General features: G+C 66.4%; 11 protein-coding genes. 4 read left to right on the top strand and 7 right to left on the bottom strand.

Annotated elements, in window-relative coordinates; genetic code table 11:
- Positions 1-48 precede the first annotated feature (48 nt).
- Entirely contained in the window at positions 49-1314 is a 1266-nt protein-coding gene (locus A9D12_RS00650; RefSeq protein WP_068348685.1) for an N-succinylarginine dihydrolase, read from the bottom strand.
- A 52-nt stretch (positions 1315-1366) separates the two neighbouring features.
- Between A9D12_RS00650 and A9D12_RS00645 the strand changes: the two genes are divergently transcribed.
- Positions 1367-2245, top strand: coding sequence for a class I SAM-dependent methyltransferase (locus A9D12_RS00645; RefSeq protein WP_068348682.1), 879 nt, complete (start codon positions 1367-1369; stop codon positions 2243-2245).
- Positions 2246-2249: 4 nt separating this feature from the next.
- Here the strand turns inward: A9D12_RS00645 and A9D12_RS00640 are convergent, their stop codons facing one another.
- Both A9D12_RS00640 and A9D12_RS00635 read right to left on the bottom strand, forming a co-directional pair.
- Positions 2250-3266 carry an arginine N-succinyltransferase gene (locus A9D12_RS00640; RefSeq protein WP_068348678.1) on the bottom strand — a complete coding sequence of 339 codons (1017 nt, stop codon included), beginning with the start codon at positions 3264-3266 and terminating at the stop codon, positions 2250-2252.
- A complete protein-coding gene (locus tag A9D12_RS00635; RefSeq protein ID WP_068348675.1) occupies positions 3263-4453 on the bottom strand; it encodes a hydrolase in 1191 nt (396 codons plus the stop codon). Before A9D12_RS00635 ends, A9D12_RS00640 begins: the two co-directional genes overlap by 4 nt.
- 127 nt (positions 4454-4580) lie before the next feature.
- On the opposite strand from A9D12_RS00635, the gene A9D12_RS00630 reads away from it, so the two are divergent.
- Both A9D12_RS00630 and A9D12_RS00625 read left to right on the top strand, forming a co-directional pair.
- On the top strand, positions 4581-6680 hold the full coding sequence (locus A9D12_RS00630; RefSeq protein ID WP_068348673.1) for a malate synthase G: 2100 nt from the start codon (positions 4581-4583) through the stop codon (positions 6678-6680).
- A 68-nt stretch (positions 6681-6748) separates the two neighbouring features.
- Positions 6749-7273 carry a hypothetical protein gene (locus tag A9D12_RS00625; protein ID WP_156522752.1) on the top strand — a complete coding sequence of 175 codons (525 nt, stop codon included), beginning with the start codon at positions 6749-6751 and terminating at the stop codon, positions 7271-7273.
- Here the strand turns inward: A9D12_RS00625 and rsmA are convergent.
- The 4 genes from rsmA to A9D12_RS00605 all read right to left on the bottom strand — a co-directional run bounded on the left by rsmA (position 7270) and on the right by A9D12_RS00605 (position 13047).
- Entirely contained in the window at positions 7270-8115 is an 846-nt protein-coding gene (gene rsmA, locus A9D12_RS00620; RefSeq protein WP_068348667.1) for a 16S rRNA (adenine(1518)-N(6)/adenine(1519)-N(6))-dimethyltransferase RsmA, read from the bottom strand. The genes A9D12_RS00625 and rsmA overlap by 4 nt on opposite strands.
- Before the next feature lie 69 nt (positions 8116-8184).
- Positions 8185-9192, bottom strand: coding sequence for a 4-hydroxythreonine-4-phosphate dehydrogenase PdxA (gene pdxA / locus A9D12_RS00615; RefSeq protein ID WP_418251585.1), 1008 nt, complete (start codon positions 9190-9192; stop codon positions 8185-8187).
- Positions 9193-9194: 2 nt separating this feature from the next.
- Positions 9195-10598, bottom strand: a complete 1404-nt coding sequence (locus A9D12_RS00610; RefSeq protein ID WP_068348661.1) for a peptidylprolyl isomerase — start codon at positions 10596-10598, stop codon at positions 9195-9197.
- 160 nt (positions 10599-10758) lie between these two features.
- Positions 10759-13047: an LPS-assembly protein LptD gene (locus A9D12_RS00605; RefSeq protein WP_068348658.1), complete on the bottom strand. Its 2289-nt coding sequence runs from the start codon at positions 13045-13047 to the stop codon at positions 10759-10761.
- A 138-nt stretch (positions 13048-13185) separates the two neighbouring features.
- Between A9D12_RS00605 and A9D12_RS00600 the strand changes: the two genes are divergently transcribed.
- Complete coding sequence (locus A9D12_RS00600) at positions 13186-14646, top strand: leucyl aminopeptidase (RefSeq protein WP_068348655.1); 1461 nt, start codon at positions 13186-13188, stop codon at positions 14644-14646.
- Positions 14647-14660 lie beyond the last annotated feature (14 nt).

The following is a 14660-nucleotide window of genomic DNA, read 5'->3' as shown; positions in this document are numbered from 1 at the left end:
CGGGGAATTCGCTAACTTTACGCCTGCCCCGGCTGACCACCAAACGCGTTAACCAAGTTCCGAAAGGCCCAAGACGTCCAAAAGGGCAAGCCGTGCCGCGATTACGGTGTCCGCCAGATGCGGTGCCCCGATATCGGACGGATCGATTTGTTCGGGCCAATGGGCGGCGATGGTCTGCGCGATCAGATCGGCCTTGGCCTCGGTCAGCAGGAACCGGGGATCGACGGTCGCCGGATCGCACGCGACCCGCAGGCGCAGGCAGGCAGGGCCGCCGCCGTTGGCCATCGACTGGCGCACATCGACCGGGATCACCTGCCGGATGGGGCCATTGCCCGCCAGCATGCCTTCGACCCACGCCCATACGCTTGGGGATTCGCGGCATTCTTCGGGCACGATCAGCGCCATCGTGCCATCGGGCAGGGTGAGGAGCTGCGCGTTGAACAGATAGGTGCGGATCGCTTCGGCGAGGCTGACCGCGGAGGAGGGCACCTCGACCACTTCGAGCGCGGGGAAGGCCGCGCGGATCGCATCGTAAGCGCCCTGCTGGTCGGCAAAGGCTTCGGCATGGGTGAACAGCACGCGGCCATTGGCGACCGCGACGACATCATTGTGGAACGCGCCGGCGGCGATGGCTTCGGGGTTCTGTTCGATGAAGACCGTGCGCGCGGGATCGAGCCCATGCGCGCGCGCGACGAGGCGGCTGGCCTGTTCGTGCTGGCGCGCGGGGAAGCGGCCACCGGGACGGCCATAGACGAACACCTCGACGCCTTGCTGATCGTGGCTTTCGCACAGCCGCATGTGATTGGCCGCGCCCTCGTCGCCGAAGGTCGCTGGCACCGCATCGTGGATCGCGAAGTGGCGTTCGTCGCCGAAGGCAATCCTGAGCTGCGCCTGCGTGTCGGGCCATTCCTGCGCGCGGTGGAGCATGGTGACGAGGTTTGCCGGGGTCAGATGGCAGCGCCCGTCGGCGGTGTCGGGGGCGGGGCTGACAGTGGCGGCATTGGCGGTCCACATCGAGGAGGCCGACCACGCCGCGGCGCGCAGCTGCGCAGGCTCGCTTCCGTCGAGCGCGAGCGCCTGCGACAGCGCGCGATTGGGCCGGGGGAGCGGCAACAGGAAGCCCTGCACGCCCAGCCGCGCCAGATTGCCGCGCATCTTTTCCACCCCCTGCAAGGCGGCCGCGCGCGGATAGGACGGATCGCCCGCGTGGCTCGCGCTGGCGATGTTGCCGAGACTGAGGCCCGCATAGTTGTGGCTGGGGCCGACGATCCCGTCGAAGTTGATTTCGGTGAAAGATGTGCCGCTTTGTTTCATGGCGCGATTCCTTAGACGACAAGCGGCGGCTGTCCAATGTAGCACGCGTGCCATGAGCATCCGCACCAAGGCCTGCACCGCGATTTCGCGCTGGATGATGACCCCGCCCGAGGCGAAGATGGCCGATATCGGCGATTACGGCGCGTGGCGCGATGCCTCGCTGCGGTCGAGCTGGCGGCATTTTTCGGACGAGGAACTGCGCGGGCGCGATGTCCTCGATTTCGGCTGCGGGGCAGGGCAGCTGGCGATGCTGTTTGCATCCAAGGGCCTGGCGCGCAGCATCACCGGGGTCGATATCGACACCGCCGCACTGGGTCGCGCCGAGGCTGAACTTGCCGCCCATCCCGAATGGTCGGACACCTTGCGCTTTATCGAGGGCGATGTCGCCGGCCTGCCGCTGGCGGATGAGAGCGTGGATCTCATCACTGCCTTCGATTGCATGGAACACGTGATGGAGCCGGGTGCGATCCTCGCCGATTGGGCCCGCGTGCTGCGCCCTGGCGGGCGCGTGCTGCTCGAATGGTTTCCGTTCAAGGGGCCGTGGGGCCCGCACATGGAAGCGCTGATCCCGGTGCCGTGGAGCCACGTGCTGTTCGGCGAGAAGGCGATGTTCCGCACCGCGGCGGCGATCTACGACGATCCCGCCTTCGTGCCGCGCCACTGGGATCTGGCCGAGGACGGAACCAAGAAGCCCAACAAGTGGACCCAGTGGGAAAGCTTTGCCGAGCAGGCCTATGTCAACCAGCTCGACACTGCCACATTCCGCCAGCTGGCGCGCGCGGCGGGCTTTGCCATCGCGCGGTTCGACCGGTCGGGTTTCGGCCGGTCGGCGCCGATGAAGCGTTTCGGCAACACGCTGATGGCGGTGCCGGGCCTTGCCGATTACGTCACCAGCTACACTGTGATTGCGCTCGAAAAACCGATCCGCTGATCGCTCAGCGCGCGACGCTCCACACCGTATCGCCTTCGCACACGTCGAGCAGATCGGCGCTGGCGCTGTCGATCGCGATCCCGCCTTCGCCGTCGAGCACCCGCGCGCCGAAACAGGCGCGGAACGTGGCAAGGTGGCCGGTGGCAAGGATCGCGCGTTCGCCTTCGGCGGCATCAAGCGCGGTGACCTTGGCATTGCAGGCGTTCTTGACGCTGGTGACGCTGTCGGTCCAGGCGACCATCGTGGGGCCGCCATCGAAGATGTCGACATAGCCTTCGGCGCGGAAGCCCTCGTCCTCGAGCATCCGCATTGCCGCGCGCCCCGTGGGGTGCGGCACGCCGATCACCGAGCGCGCGTCCTCGTTGAGCATCGCGATATAGACCGGGTGCTTGGGCATCAGGTCGGCGATGAACTGGTTGCCGTTGATCGCGTTGAAATAGTCCGCGTCCTGAAAGCTCATCCCGAAGAACCGGCCCGCGACCCCGTCCCAGAACGGCGATCCGCCGCGCTCGTCGATGATGCCGCGCAATTCTGCCAGAATGCGGTCGGCAAAGCGCGGGCGGTGCATCGCCACGAACAGGTAACGCGAGCGCGCGAGCAGCAGCCCGAGCCCGCCGGCGCGTTCGCCCGGGTGCAGGAACAATCCGCCGACCTCGCTCGACCCTTCGAGATCGGTGACGAGGCTCAAAAGCTCGGCGCGCACCGTGCGGTCGAGTTCCTGCGAATACTGGGTCAGCGTGTTGAGGCGATAGGAATAGAACGGCCAGCGCTGGCCGACCTGGCTCATCAGCTGGCAGGTGCCGCGCACCGCGCCGGTGCGCGCATTTTCGAGCACGAGCACGAATTGCTCGTCGACGATCGTGTCCTCGGCGCGGGCAAAGGCGGTTTCCGCGCGTTCCAGCTTGCCCTGCAGGGCCGCGCGATCGGGCGGCAGGTTGGTGAACCCGCCGCCGGTCAGCTTGGCCATTTCGTACAATGCCTCAAGATCGGCGGGGCGCGCAGCGCGCAGGCGGAAGGTCACGATAGAGCTCCTTGAGCAAGTCGGGTGATGACGCGCGCGCTCAACGCGGCGCGTTCGGCAAGGCTGGGGACGATCAGATATTCGTCCGGCGAATGGATCGCGCCGCCGCGCACGCCCATCGTGTCGACCACGGGGACACCGCAGGCGGCGATGTTGTTGCCGTCGCACACGCCGCCGGACGATTGCCAGCGGATCGTCTGACCAAGTTCGGCGCCGCATTCGCGCACCAGATCGAACAGGGCCTGCGCGGCGGCATCGACCTTCTTGGGCGGGCGGGTGACACCGCCGTGACGATGCGTGGCGACACCGTGCGCGTTCTGGATATCGATCAGCAGGTGGCTCAGCGCATGGTCGAAGGCGGCGCCTGCCTCAATGGTGCGCGGGCGCACGTTGAAGCGCAGCACGGCGTGATCGGGCACGACGTTGTTGGCCGCCCCGCCTTCGAGCTTGGCGGGGTTGATCGTGATCTCGGCAGTTTCGAGCGCCTTCAGCCGCAGGATCAGATCGGCCGCGGCGACGATGGCGTTGCGCCCCTCGTGCGGGTTGCGGCCCGCGTGCGCGCTTTTGCCGGTGAATGTGATCGAATAATTTCCCGTGCCGCCGCGTTCATGCGCGAGCGTGCCATCGGGCAGCGCGGCGGGCTCGTAGGTGAGCGCGGCGATCTTGCCCGCGGCGAGCTGCGCGATCAGCGCATTGCTGGCAAGCGACCCGGTTTCCTCGTCCGAGTTGATCAGCACATCATAGCCGAGTGATGACGCGTCGGCAGTCTGTTCGAAGGCGATCAGCGCGTGCAGCATCACCGCGATCCCGCCCTTCATGTCGGCAACGCCGGGCCCGTTCAGCGTCTCGCCGTCGAGCCAGCGCTGCTGCTGGAAGGGGTGATCGATCGGAAACACCGTATCCATGTGCCCGGTCAACAAAATGCGCCGGTTGGCCTGCGGGCGCACGCGCACCACCAGATGCTGGCCGTGGGGTTTTTCGAATTCGCTGCCGTCGGCGGCGATCGCGCTGACGGGGGCAGGATCGACCAGCACGACCTCGCCCGGCAGCACGGCAAAGGCGGCCGCCAGCGCATCGGCCTGCTCGGCCAGACCCACAAGGTTCGCGGTGCCGGTGTTGATTGCGCTCCACGCGCGCACCTGCGCAAGCATCGCGCCCGCGTCGATCTGTCCCGTTATCCCGTCCATGCCTCCCCCATTAGCGCCGCGCAGGGCCATGTCCAACCCGTTGCAATCGTGCGTCCCCTGCGGCATAGGCGGCCATGTCCTCTCCTCCCCGGGTTCGGCTTTGCAAGCTTACCATACGAGGACCTGAATGACTGACATGACGACCCGCGCCGGCGTGAGCATCGCTTTGCCGCTGGCGACCTTCCTCGAAAAGGAAGTGCTGGCGCCGCTGGGGCGCGATGCCGATGCCTTTTGGCAGGGCTTTGCCGCGCTGCTGGCCGAGTTCGCGCCGAAGAACCGCGCGCTGCTGGCGAAGCGCGAGGAATTGCAGGCGCAGATCGACGCATGGCATATGGAGCGCGCGGGAAAGCCGCATGATGCCGCCGCCTACAAGGCGTTCCTGACCGAAATCGGCTACCTCGTTCCCGAGCCCGGCGACTTCCAGATCGGCACGCGGAACGTTGATCCCGAGATCGCGACGATGGCCGGGCCGCAGTTGGTGGTGCCGATCCTCAACGCCCGCTTCCTGCTCAACGCGGCGAATGCGCGTTGGGGGAGCCTGTATGATGCCTTCTACGGCACCGACGCGCTCGATGCGCCCCCGGCGCGGCCAGGCGGCTATGACGAGGCGCGGGGCGCGGCGGTGATCGCGCGCGGGCGGCAGTTCCTCGACAAAACCTTTCCGCTCGCGGGCGGGGCAAGCTGGGCTGGCCTTGCGGGCCGCGAGGCAATCGCGCTCGCCGATCCGGCGCAGCAGGTCGGAACGACCGAGAAGGGCGTGCTGCTCAAGAACAACGGATTGCACGTTGAAATCGTCTTCGATCCCGCCACCCCCGTCGGCGCGACCGACAAGGCGGGCATTGCCGATATCATCGTCGAAGCCGCGCTCACCACGATTGCCGATTGTGAGGATTCGGTCGCAGCGGTTGATGCGGCAGACAAGCTGCTCGCTTACACCAACTGGCTCGGCATCATCCGCGGCGACCTGTCGGAGAGCTTCGCGAAGGGCGGCAAGACCCTCACCCGTACGCTGGCAGGCGACAAGACCTACACCGATGCAGGCGGCAGCGTGCAGACCCTCAAGGGCCGCAGCCTGATGTTCGTGCGCAATGTCGGCCACCTGATGACCAACCCCGCGATCCGCCTTCCCGACGGCAGCGAGGTGCCCGAGGGCATCATGGACGCTGTTTTCACCAGCGCGATCAGCACGCTGGATGTGGAAGGCAAGGGCAAGTTCGGCAACTCGGCGTGCGGCTCGATCTACATCGTGAAGCCCAAGATGCACGGGCCGGAAGAATGTGCTTTCACCAACCACCTGTTCGATTGCGTGGAAGACCTGCTCGGCCTGCCGCGTCACACGATCAAGGTCGGTGTGATGGACGAAGAGCGCCGCACGTCGGCGAACCTTGCCGCCTGCATCCACGCGGTCAAAGACCGGATCGTGTTCATCAACACCGGCTTCCTCGACCGCACGGGGGACGAAATCCACACCTCGATGCGGGCCGGGCCGATGCTGCGCAAGGGCGCGATGAAGAGCTCAGCTTGGCTGAAATCCTACGAAGCGCGCAATGTCGCCATCGGCCTTGCCCACGGCCTGTCGGGCAAGGCGCAGATCGGCAAGGGCATGTGGGCCGCGCCCGATCTGATGGGGCAGATGATGGTCGAAAAGATCGGCCACCTCAACGCAGGCGCGAACACCGCATGGGTGCCGTCCCCCACCGCCGCGACGCTCCACGCGCTGCATTATCACCAGATCGACGTTTTCGATGTGCAGAAGAGCCTGCCCGAACCGATGGGCCTCGACGCGCTGCTGTCGATCCCGCTGGCCGAAGGCGCGAACTGGTCGGAAGCCGAAATCGCCGAGGAACTCGATAACAATTGCCAGGGCCTCTTGGGCTATGTCGTGCGCTGGATCGATCAGGGCGTGGGCTGTTCCAAGGTGCCCGACATCAATGATGTGGGCCTGATGGAAGACCGCGCGACCTTGCGCATTTCCTCGCAGCACATCGCCAACTGGCTGCTGCACGGGGTGGTGTCAGAAGCGCAGGTGCTCGATTCGCTGCGGCGGATGGCCGCCAAGGTCGACGCGCAGAACGCGGGCGATCCGCTTTACGTGCCGCTGACCGGCAACGAGGACGACGCGGCCTATCGCGCAGCCAAGGATCTGATCTTCAAGGGGGTGGAGCAGCCCAGCGGCTACACCGAACCGCTGCTGCACGCCTGGCGCCTCAAGCAGAAGGCCGGGTGAACGCTTTGGCTACCCTTTTAGACTAGTCTTGCAGCGCCTGAATGTTCGGGCTTTCGGGGCGCTTTGCAATGGGTGAGATTGTCGAACAGGTCTACATGACACTGGTCAGCGCGATCAGTCTGGTGTTCTTCGGCGGCGTCGCATTCTACATCATGCACGCCAGCAACGGGCGCTGGCGCGACTATGAAAGGCTTTACGCGGCAACCGACCTGCCGAAGCCGATCGGCAAGAAAATGACCGGCATGGTGCGCATTTCGCAGCCCGGATACAGGTTCGGCCACCTGTCGGGGGATGTCAAATCCCACCGTCACCCGCCTGTGATGGTTGGGGTTTATCCCCACGGGCTGAGCCTGTCGATCGTGCCGCCGTTCAAATATGGCTGCCGCGACCTGTTCCTGCCGTTCGACAAGATGACGATCGAGCCCGCGGCATGGGACCTTCTGAAGAACGAATACGGGGTGCGCATGGAAGGCGTGGACGGCATCGAAATCCTGATGTTTTCCAATATCCTGCAATGGGCGGCGGAGCGATCCGAAATCCTTGCCCTGATGCTGCAACGCGCCAAAGTGCTGCGCGGGCTTCAGCGCACCTAAGGCTCTGCCCGGGCAGCACCCAGCGCCCGCGCCAGTGCCACGAACTCCGCCACGCTGACCGTTTCGGCGCGCCGCGTCTCGTCGATGCCGATGCGGCTGAGCGCCTCCAATGCGCCCGGCACGCCTTTCAGGCTCTGGCGCAGCATCTTGCGGCGCTGGCCGAAGGCGGCTTCGGTAAGGCGTTCGAGCATCCGCGCCGAAACCCCTTCGGGCATCGCGGCAGGGGTGACGTGGACGATCGCGCTCATCACCTTGGGGGGCGGGGTAAAGGCGCTGCGGTGAACCTTCATCGCCAACCGGGCTTCGCTGCGCCACTGCGCAAGCACTGCGAGGCGGCCATAGGCGTCCTCGCCGGCGCCCGCCGCGATCCGGTCGGCAACCTCGCGCTGAAACATCAGTGTCAGCGATTGCCACAGCGGCGGCCACGCCTCGCCCGAAAGCCAGCGCACGAACAAGGCGGTGCCGACGTTGTAGGGAAGGTTCGACAATACATGGAACGGCTCTGCGTTCATAAGCGCATTGTGATCGAGCTTGAGCGCATCGCCTTCGATCACGGTCAACTGGCCGGGGAAACTCTCCCCCAGTTCGGCGAGCGCGGGCAGGCAGCGGCGGTCCATCTCGATCGCGGTAACCCGCGCGCCCGCTCGCAACAGCGCGCGCGTCAGGCCGCCGGGGCCGGGCCCGACTTCAAGCACCTGCGCGCCGGCCAGATCGCCCGGCAGCGCGGCGATGCGCGCAAGCAATTGCTCGTCGAGCAGGAAGTTCTGCCCCAGCGCCTTGGACGCAGCGAGGCCGTGGCGCTGGATGACATCGCGGATCGGGGGCAGGGGCGGGGTGCTCACGCGGCCCTCCTAGCCGCTCGGGTCGCGCGAAGTCGAGCCACCATTCGCCTGCGCTGGCCGCGAACGATTTCAGCCGCGGTGCCGCGCCATCGCCATGTCTGCCGCCATCAGGATCGCCGCGGCCATTGCGCCGGGATCGGCGAGGCCCTTGCCCGCAATGTCGAAGGCAGTGCCGTGATCGGGCGAGGTGCGGATGATCGGCAGCCCGAGCGTGACATTGACGCCCTCATCGAATTCGAGCGCCTTCAGCGGGATCAGCGCCTGATCGTGATACATGCACAAGGCCGCATCATAGCCTTGGCGCGCGCGCGGCGTGAACAGCGCGTCGCCGGGCACGGGTCCGGTGGCATCGATGCCCTCGGCGCGAAGCTCTGCAATCGCAGGGGCGATGATCCGCGCTTCCTCATCGCCGAACTGGCCTTGCTCTCCCGCATGCGGGTTCAGTGCGGCGATCGCGAGACGCGGGCGCGGGATGCCGAAATCTCGCGTCAGCCCGGCAGCGACGATTCGCGCCTTGTGGACGATCAGCCCGGGCGAGAGCAGCGTGGGCACTTCGGCCAATGCGACATGCACTGTCAGCGGGACGGTGCGAAGCGATGGCCCCGCCAGCATCATCACCGCATCGCGGTAGGGCGCGCCGCAGGCATCGGCGAGATATTCGGTCTGTCCCGGATAATCCCATCCGATCGCCGCCAGCGCCGCCTTGGCGATGGGTGCGGTGACCACGCCCGCCGCCGTCCCGGCGCGCGCGAGCCGCGTGCCCCATTGCAACGATGCCAGCGCTGCCTGCGCGCCGTCGGCTGTCGGCTGGCCAGGTGCATAGGGAACGTCGAGCCCCGCCATCACCGGCAGTCCCGCAGCGCAGGCGAAAGCCGCCTCGTCGGCGGTCGCAATCGGCACCACCGGACAGTCGATCCGCAGCGCCTCGCCCGCCGCGCGAAGCAGGCCCGCGCCGCCGACCACGAAGGCCGGCGGGGCGCGGCGTTCAGCGCGCAGCCTTGCCCACGCGCCAAGGATTACTTCCGGCCCGATTCCCGCCGGATCGCCCAGCGTGATCGCAAGGGGCGCGTGTGACAGGTTCAATTGTATTCGATATAGGCGTCGTTGCGCAGATCGCGCAGCAACCGCTGTGCGCGCTTGTTGACGCGCTCTTCCTCGATCTGGCTCATCACCGTGGCAAAGGTCGGCGCGCCGGCATCCTTGGGATCATCGCGTCCGCACAGCATCAGCACGCGCACGCCTTCCTGAATGCCGCCGAACGGCGGGGTCGACTGACCGACCTGGAGGTTCAGCAGGATGTTGCGCAGTTGCTCGGGCAGGGTCGCTGCCTTGATTTGGTCGTTCGATACGACTTGGGCGCCGATCTTCGCCGCGCCGGCATCGACATCGCCGCAGCCACGCACGGTCTTCATGAAGTTGCCGAATTCTGCCACACGCGCTTCGGCCTGTGCCTGCGTAACGCCCGCAGGGAAGGTGATCGACACCTGCTTCAGGCTGAGCAGTGCTTCGGTCGGATCAGCCATCAGCACCTGACGCTTGTTGATCAGGTAGATGATCGAAAAGCCGCCGGGAACCTCGATCGGGCCCTTCAACTGGCCCGTCTGCATCGTGCGGGTTACCGCGCCGATTTCGGGCGGCAGCTGGCCGAGCCGCACCCAGCCTAGATCGCCGCCGACGACCGCGCTGCTCGCTTCGGAATATTGCCGCGCATAGGCGACAAAGCTGCCACCCTGCTGCAATTGCTGCATGATCGCCTGCGCATTGGCGAGCACGGTGGCGCGGTTTTCGGTCGTGGCGGTCAGATAGATCTCGCCGACGCGATATTCGTCGGTGCCGCGCGCTTCGTTCATCCGCTTGAGGAACTCGTTGACCTCTTCGGCCGACACGTTGACGAACGGCGTGATGTTGCGGCGCAGGATGTTCTCCCACGCGACTTCGCCTTCGATCTGCCGCTTGAGCGATGCCGACGACGAGCCGATCGACGCCAGATAGGCGTCCATCTTGGCGGTATCGCCGCCGAAATTCTGCGCGACGAGCTGCTGGAAGGTGCGCTCGATCTCGTCGCGCGGGGCGGCGATCTCGTCGGCGGCGGCCTTCTGGATCTTGAGCGTTTCGTCGATCAGGTTGCGCAGCACCTGCACCCGCAGGCGCAGCAGTTCATCTTCGGGGATGGGCGCTTCGGATGCGGCGGTGACGAGCGCGACGCGCTGATCGATGTCGGTTCCGGTGATGACATAGCCATTGACGATCGCGGTCGCGGTCCGGCGGTCGGGATCGGTCTTGCCGAACAGGGTGATGTCGGCAGGCAGGCCGAAGGGGTTTTCCGCAGTCGGCACCGCAACGGTCTGCGCCGACAGGGCAACCGGCGCGAGCACGAGGCCGAGCATTCCGGTGGTGGTCAGGGCAATTCCGGTCTTGGCGAACAGCGCCTTGGTAAACAGCTTTACACTCACTCGTTTGGTCCCGCCTTCTGGCCTAGTCATCCGGCGATCAGAATGTCCGCCGCAGTCAGTTCGCCGATGGCTCGCACCGGCTGAACGAAAGCTGAGTGGGCTAGCCGATCCCGCGGCCACCTTCGCCTTCGGCGCTGCCCTTAACGCGATTTGCGCGTGCTGCCAATCGAGCCTGCTATACCGGCGTCGATTAGCGGAAGCCAAGGTTGCGAAGCGCGAAGAACACCTGGAACGCATTGCCCCGCCGCGCGTCACCCGCATCGATGAAGTCGCGCCGCCAGGTCGCCCCGAATTCGATGCAGTCATCGGCATAGGCTACGCCAAGCCGCGTGCGGATCGGCTGGAACCCGTCGGGCTGGAAGATCGGGTCTTCCTCCTCGTCGGTGAGGTTGAACACGCCCGAGCCGAACACCGACCACGCGCGTCCGATCGCGACGCGTGCAGCCGCGCGCACTTCCTCGCGGTCGCGCAAGTCCTCGACCGAGGAAATGTCGCGGTTGAGCCGCAGGTAGCCGACTTCCAGATAGGTCCGGCGCGATCCGACCGTCGCGTCGATCTCGTTGCGGCGGATTGCAAGATTGTCCTTGTCGAGCCGGAAGCGGTGCGTGAACTGGACGAGGTTCTGGAACCGCACTTCGGTGCGGCCGACGAAATCGGTGACCTTCTCGGTGAGGCCGGTGCCTTCGGGGAACAACCCCTCGCGCGGCGCCTGCAGGCGGAACGACTGGCCGATGGTCGATTTGACCCGCCAGCCGGGGCGCTGCAATTCCCAGTCGAGCCCCCAGGTCACGCGGCTGCCGTCTTCCACCCGGTCATATCCGGGGAAACGGTTCAGTGCGAAGAGGTTCGAATCCTCCAGATCGATTGCGCGCGCATCTTCGTTGGGGACCGCGAGGTTGCGGATGCGTGGGCTTGCGACGAGCTGCAAGCGCGGCTTGAACACCTGCGTGCCGCCCAGCGCTTCGCCCACGAAAGGCCATTCGATATCGAGCGCGGCAGTCGCAATCCCGCGCGTGGTCCAGCCTTCGGTGCCGCGATAGGCGGCGGTGGCCGTCGCCAGCGTGTTGCTGGTATTGTAGATGTCGCCGCGCACCAGCCCGGTCAGCGTCACGACCTGCCCCATGCGGGTCAGGCGGCGCATATCCCATTGCGCACCGGCAAAGGCGCGCTGCGTGTCCTGCCCGTCGTTGCGCAGCAGGGCGAGGCTGTTGGCCTGCACCATCAGCTTGCCGCCGAGCACATTGTCGCCGATCCGCTGGCGGTAATCGATCGCGGGGAGGGCAAGCGGCACCTGTCCCTGATCGGCGTTCAGCCGCAGCGTCTGCGTCGCCCATCCGGCGAGCGAGAAATACGACCGGTCGGTGATCCGTTCGAGATTGATCGTCGAGCGCAGCCGGTCATCGCGGCTGATATCGTAGCGGCGCAGGAAGGTGCGGTCCGAGGCGAGCCGGATCGATCCGGTCAGGCTCCAGTCAGGGGAGAACTGGAACCGGCCATTGGCATCGAGATAGCCGCGCGGATCGCTGCGCAGGCTTTCCCCGCCGGTAAAGTCGGTCGCGCGGTCCGAGAAGGTGGCATAGCCCGTGACCTGATAGGCACCCTTTTCGGTTAGGTGCTGCCACTTCGCGCTCGCCATCGGGGCGGCGTTGGAGAACACGTAGGCACCCAGCGTCAGATCGGCGTTCGGTGCGACGCGCCAGTAATATTCGCCCGACAGTTCGAGCCCGTTGACCTGTGTCACCCGGATATCGGGAACCAGAAATCCGCTTTCCGCGCCGCCATCGGTGCGGATCGCGAGGCCCGGCAGCGGCAGGATGCGCGCGCCGAACAGTTCGAGCATCGCGCCTTCGAAGCGGACGCGCCCGGCCTTCTGGTCGTAGATCACCCGGCGCGCGGTCACCCGCCAGGTCGGCTCTTTCGGGCAGCCTTCGGCATCGACCACGGGGCAGGCCGAATAGGCCGCATCGATCAGTTCGGCATTGCCATCGGCGGTGCGCGTTGCCGACCGCGCCGCCAGTCTGCCGCCGGCACGCAGCGCGATCAAAAGATCGCTCATTGCCCCGGTGTCGAATTCCTCGGTCAGTTCGACGCGGTCGGTGAAGAGCTGGTTGCCGGCATCGTCGACCAGCCGGATGTTGCCGGTGGCGATGATCGTGCCCGCATTGCGATCCCACGTCACCTGATCGGCGCGGACCGAGCGGTCTTCCGAGCGCAGGATCACGTTGCCGCGCGCGGTGACGGTATCGGCTTCGGAATTGTAACCGATCTCGGACGCTTCGAAATCGATCTGGCGCGGTGCAGTCGCGGGGGCTTGCGCGTCTGCGGCGCTGGCGTCCGGCACCTGATCCTGCGCGGCGAGCGCGGCGGGCGCACCCATCATCAGCAGCGCGAGCACCAGACGCGATGAGGCACCCCGCGCCGGGAAGCGCTGGGCAGGTCGCGTGTCGTCACGCGGTGCGTCTTGCAAGCCTCCCGACATGGCCTTGCCTATTGCACCGCTCGCGCCTAATCGCAATCGCCATTGCGCAAGCCCTGTTCGCAGTTCGTCGCGGCAGCGCAGCGCTCTGCCAACGCCGCCCTTTTTGCGTGCGGCGCAACGAGTTTTTCCGGAGTTCCCATGCAGATCCATTTCGCCGCCGCTCCTCCCGCCGATGTCCGCCTTCAAGCGCGGATCGTGAATCAGGGGCAGGCGCTGGCCGACCTCGATCAAGCGCTGGTCGAAGGCGCGGCCGCGTCGCGGTTCACGGGCCGGGCGGGGCAGGTGTTCGAAGGCTTCGCGGCTGATGGCGCGGGCGTGCGGCGCGTCGCGCTGGCGGGGGCCGGCGAAACCGGGGCTGCCGACCGCCGCGCCAATTGCGAGCGCGCAGGCGCTGCGCTGACGGCCAAGTATCTGGTTTCGGGCGAGAGCGCGATGGTGCTCGATCTGGGCGGCGCGGGCCTTTGCGCGGACGAAGCTGCCGCTGTGCTGCTCGCCGTGCGGCTGCGCGCTTTCCGCCACGATGCCTATCGCACGCGGCTTGCCGCCGACAAGCGCCCCTCGCTGACCAAGATCCACGTGGTCGGCGCGCCCGAGGGCACCGATGCGGCGTGGGAGCGTGAAAGCGCGCTGGCCAAGGGCATCGAATTCACCCGCACGCTGGTGACCGAGCCTGCCAATTTCCTTTATCCTGCAACCTTCGTCGAGGCCTGCGAAAAGGCATTTGCGGGCACCGGTGTCGAAGTCACCGTGCTGGGTGAAGACGAGATGACCGCGCTCGGCATGGGCGCGCTTGTCGGCGTCGGCCAGGGTTCGGAGCGCGAATCGAAGCTGATCGCGATCCGCTGGAACGGCGGGCAAGAAGGTGACAAGCCCACGGTCTTCGTCGGCAAGGGCGTGACTTTCGATACCGGCGGCATCTCGCTGAAGCCCGGGCCGGGCATGGAAGACATGAAGTGGGACATGGGCGGCGCGGGCGCAGTCGCGGGCGCGATGCTCGCGCTGGCGGGCCGCAAGGCGAAGGCCAACGTGATCGGCGTGATGGGCCTCGTCGAGAACATGCCCGACGGCAAGGCACAGCGCCCCGGCGATGTCGTCACCACGATGAGCGGGCAGACGGTCGAAGTGCTCAACACCGATGCCGAAGGGCGGCTGGTGCTGTGCGATGCGCTGCACTGGGCGCAGACGCATTATGATGCTGCACGCATCGTCGACCTTGCCACGCTGACCGGCGCCATGATCATCAGCCTCGGCAACGAATATGGCGGGATGTTCGCCAATGACGACACGCTCGCCCAGCAGCTGACCGCAGCGGGCCAGACCAGCGGCGACAAGCTGTGGCGGATGCCGCTCGGGCCGAATTACGACAAGCTGATCGATTCGCCGATCGCCGACATGAAGAACATCGGCCCGCGCGAGGCCGGCTCGATCACCGCCGCACAGTTCCTGCAGCGCTTCATCAAGGATGGCACCCCGTGGGCGCACCTCGATATTGCGGGCATGGTGTGGTCGAACAAGCCGGGCCAGACCTGGGACAAGGGCGCGACGGGTTACGGCGTGCGCTTGCTCGACCAGTTCGTGCGCGACGTGGTCGAGGCGTAAGCCGCATTTCCGTG

It is taken from the genome of Erythrobacter neustonensis, assembly GCF_001663175.1.
Lineage (GTDB): Bacteria > Pseudomonadota > Alphaproteobacteria > Sphingomonadales > Sphingomonadaceae > Erythrobacter > Erythrobacter neustonensis.
Note: the sequence above shows the minus strand (reverse complement) of the source record. Positions and strands in the feature narration are given on the sequence as shown.

Coding starts and splice junctions, on each gene's coding strand:
- A9D12_RS00650 (WP_068348685.1), bottom strand. CDS start 1,314: ATGAAACAAAGCGGCACATCTTTCACCGAAATCAACTTCGACGGGATC.
- A9D12_RS00645 (WP_068348682.1), top strand. CDS start 1,367: ATGAGCATCCGCACCAAGGCCTGCACCGCGATTTCGCGCTGGATGATG.
- A9D12_RS00635 (WP_068348675.1), bottom strand. CDS start 4,453: ATGGACGGGATAACGGGACAGATCGACGCGGGCGCGATGCTTGCGCAG.
- A9D12_RS00630 (WP_068348673.1), top strand. CDS start 4,581: ATGACTGACATGACGACCCGCGCCGGCGTGAGCATCGCTTTGCCGCTG.
- A9D12_RS00625 (WP_156522752.1), top strand. CDS start 6,749: ATGGGTGAGATTGTCGAACAGGTCTACATGACACTGGTCAGCGCGATC.
- A9D12_RS00610 (WP_068348661.1), bottom strand. CDS start 10,598: ATGACTAGGCCAGAAGGCGGGACCAAACGAGTGAGTGTAAAGCTGTTT.
- A9D12_RS00605 (WP_068348658.1), bottom strand. CDS start 13,047: ATGTCGGGAGGCTTGCAAGACGCACCGCGTGACGACACGCGACCTGCC.
- A9D12_RS00600 (WP_068348655.1), top strand. CDS start 13,186: ATGCAGATCCATTTCGCCGCCGCTCCTCCCGCCGATGTCCGCCTTCAA.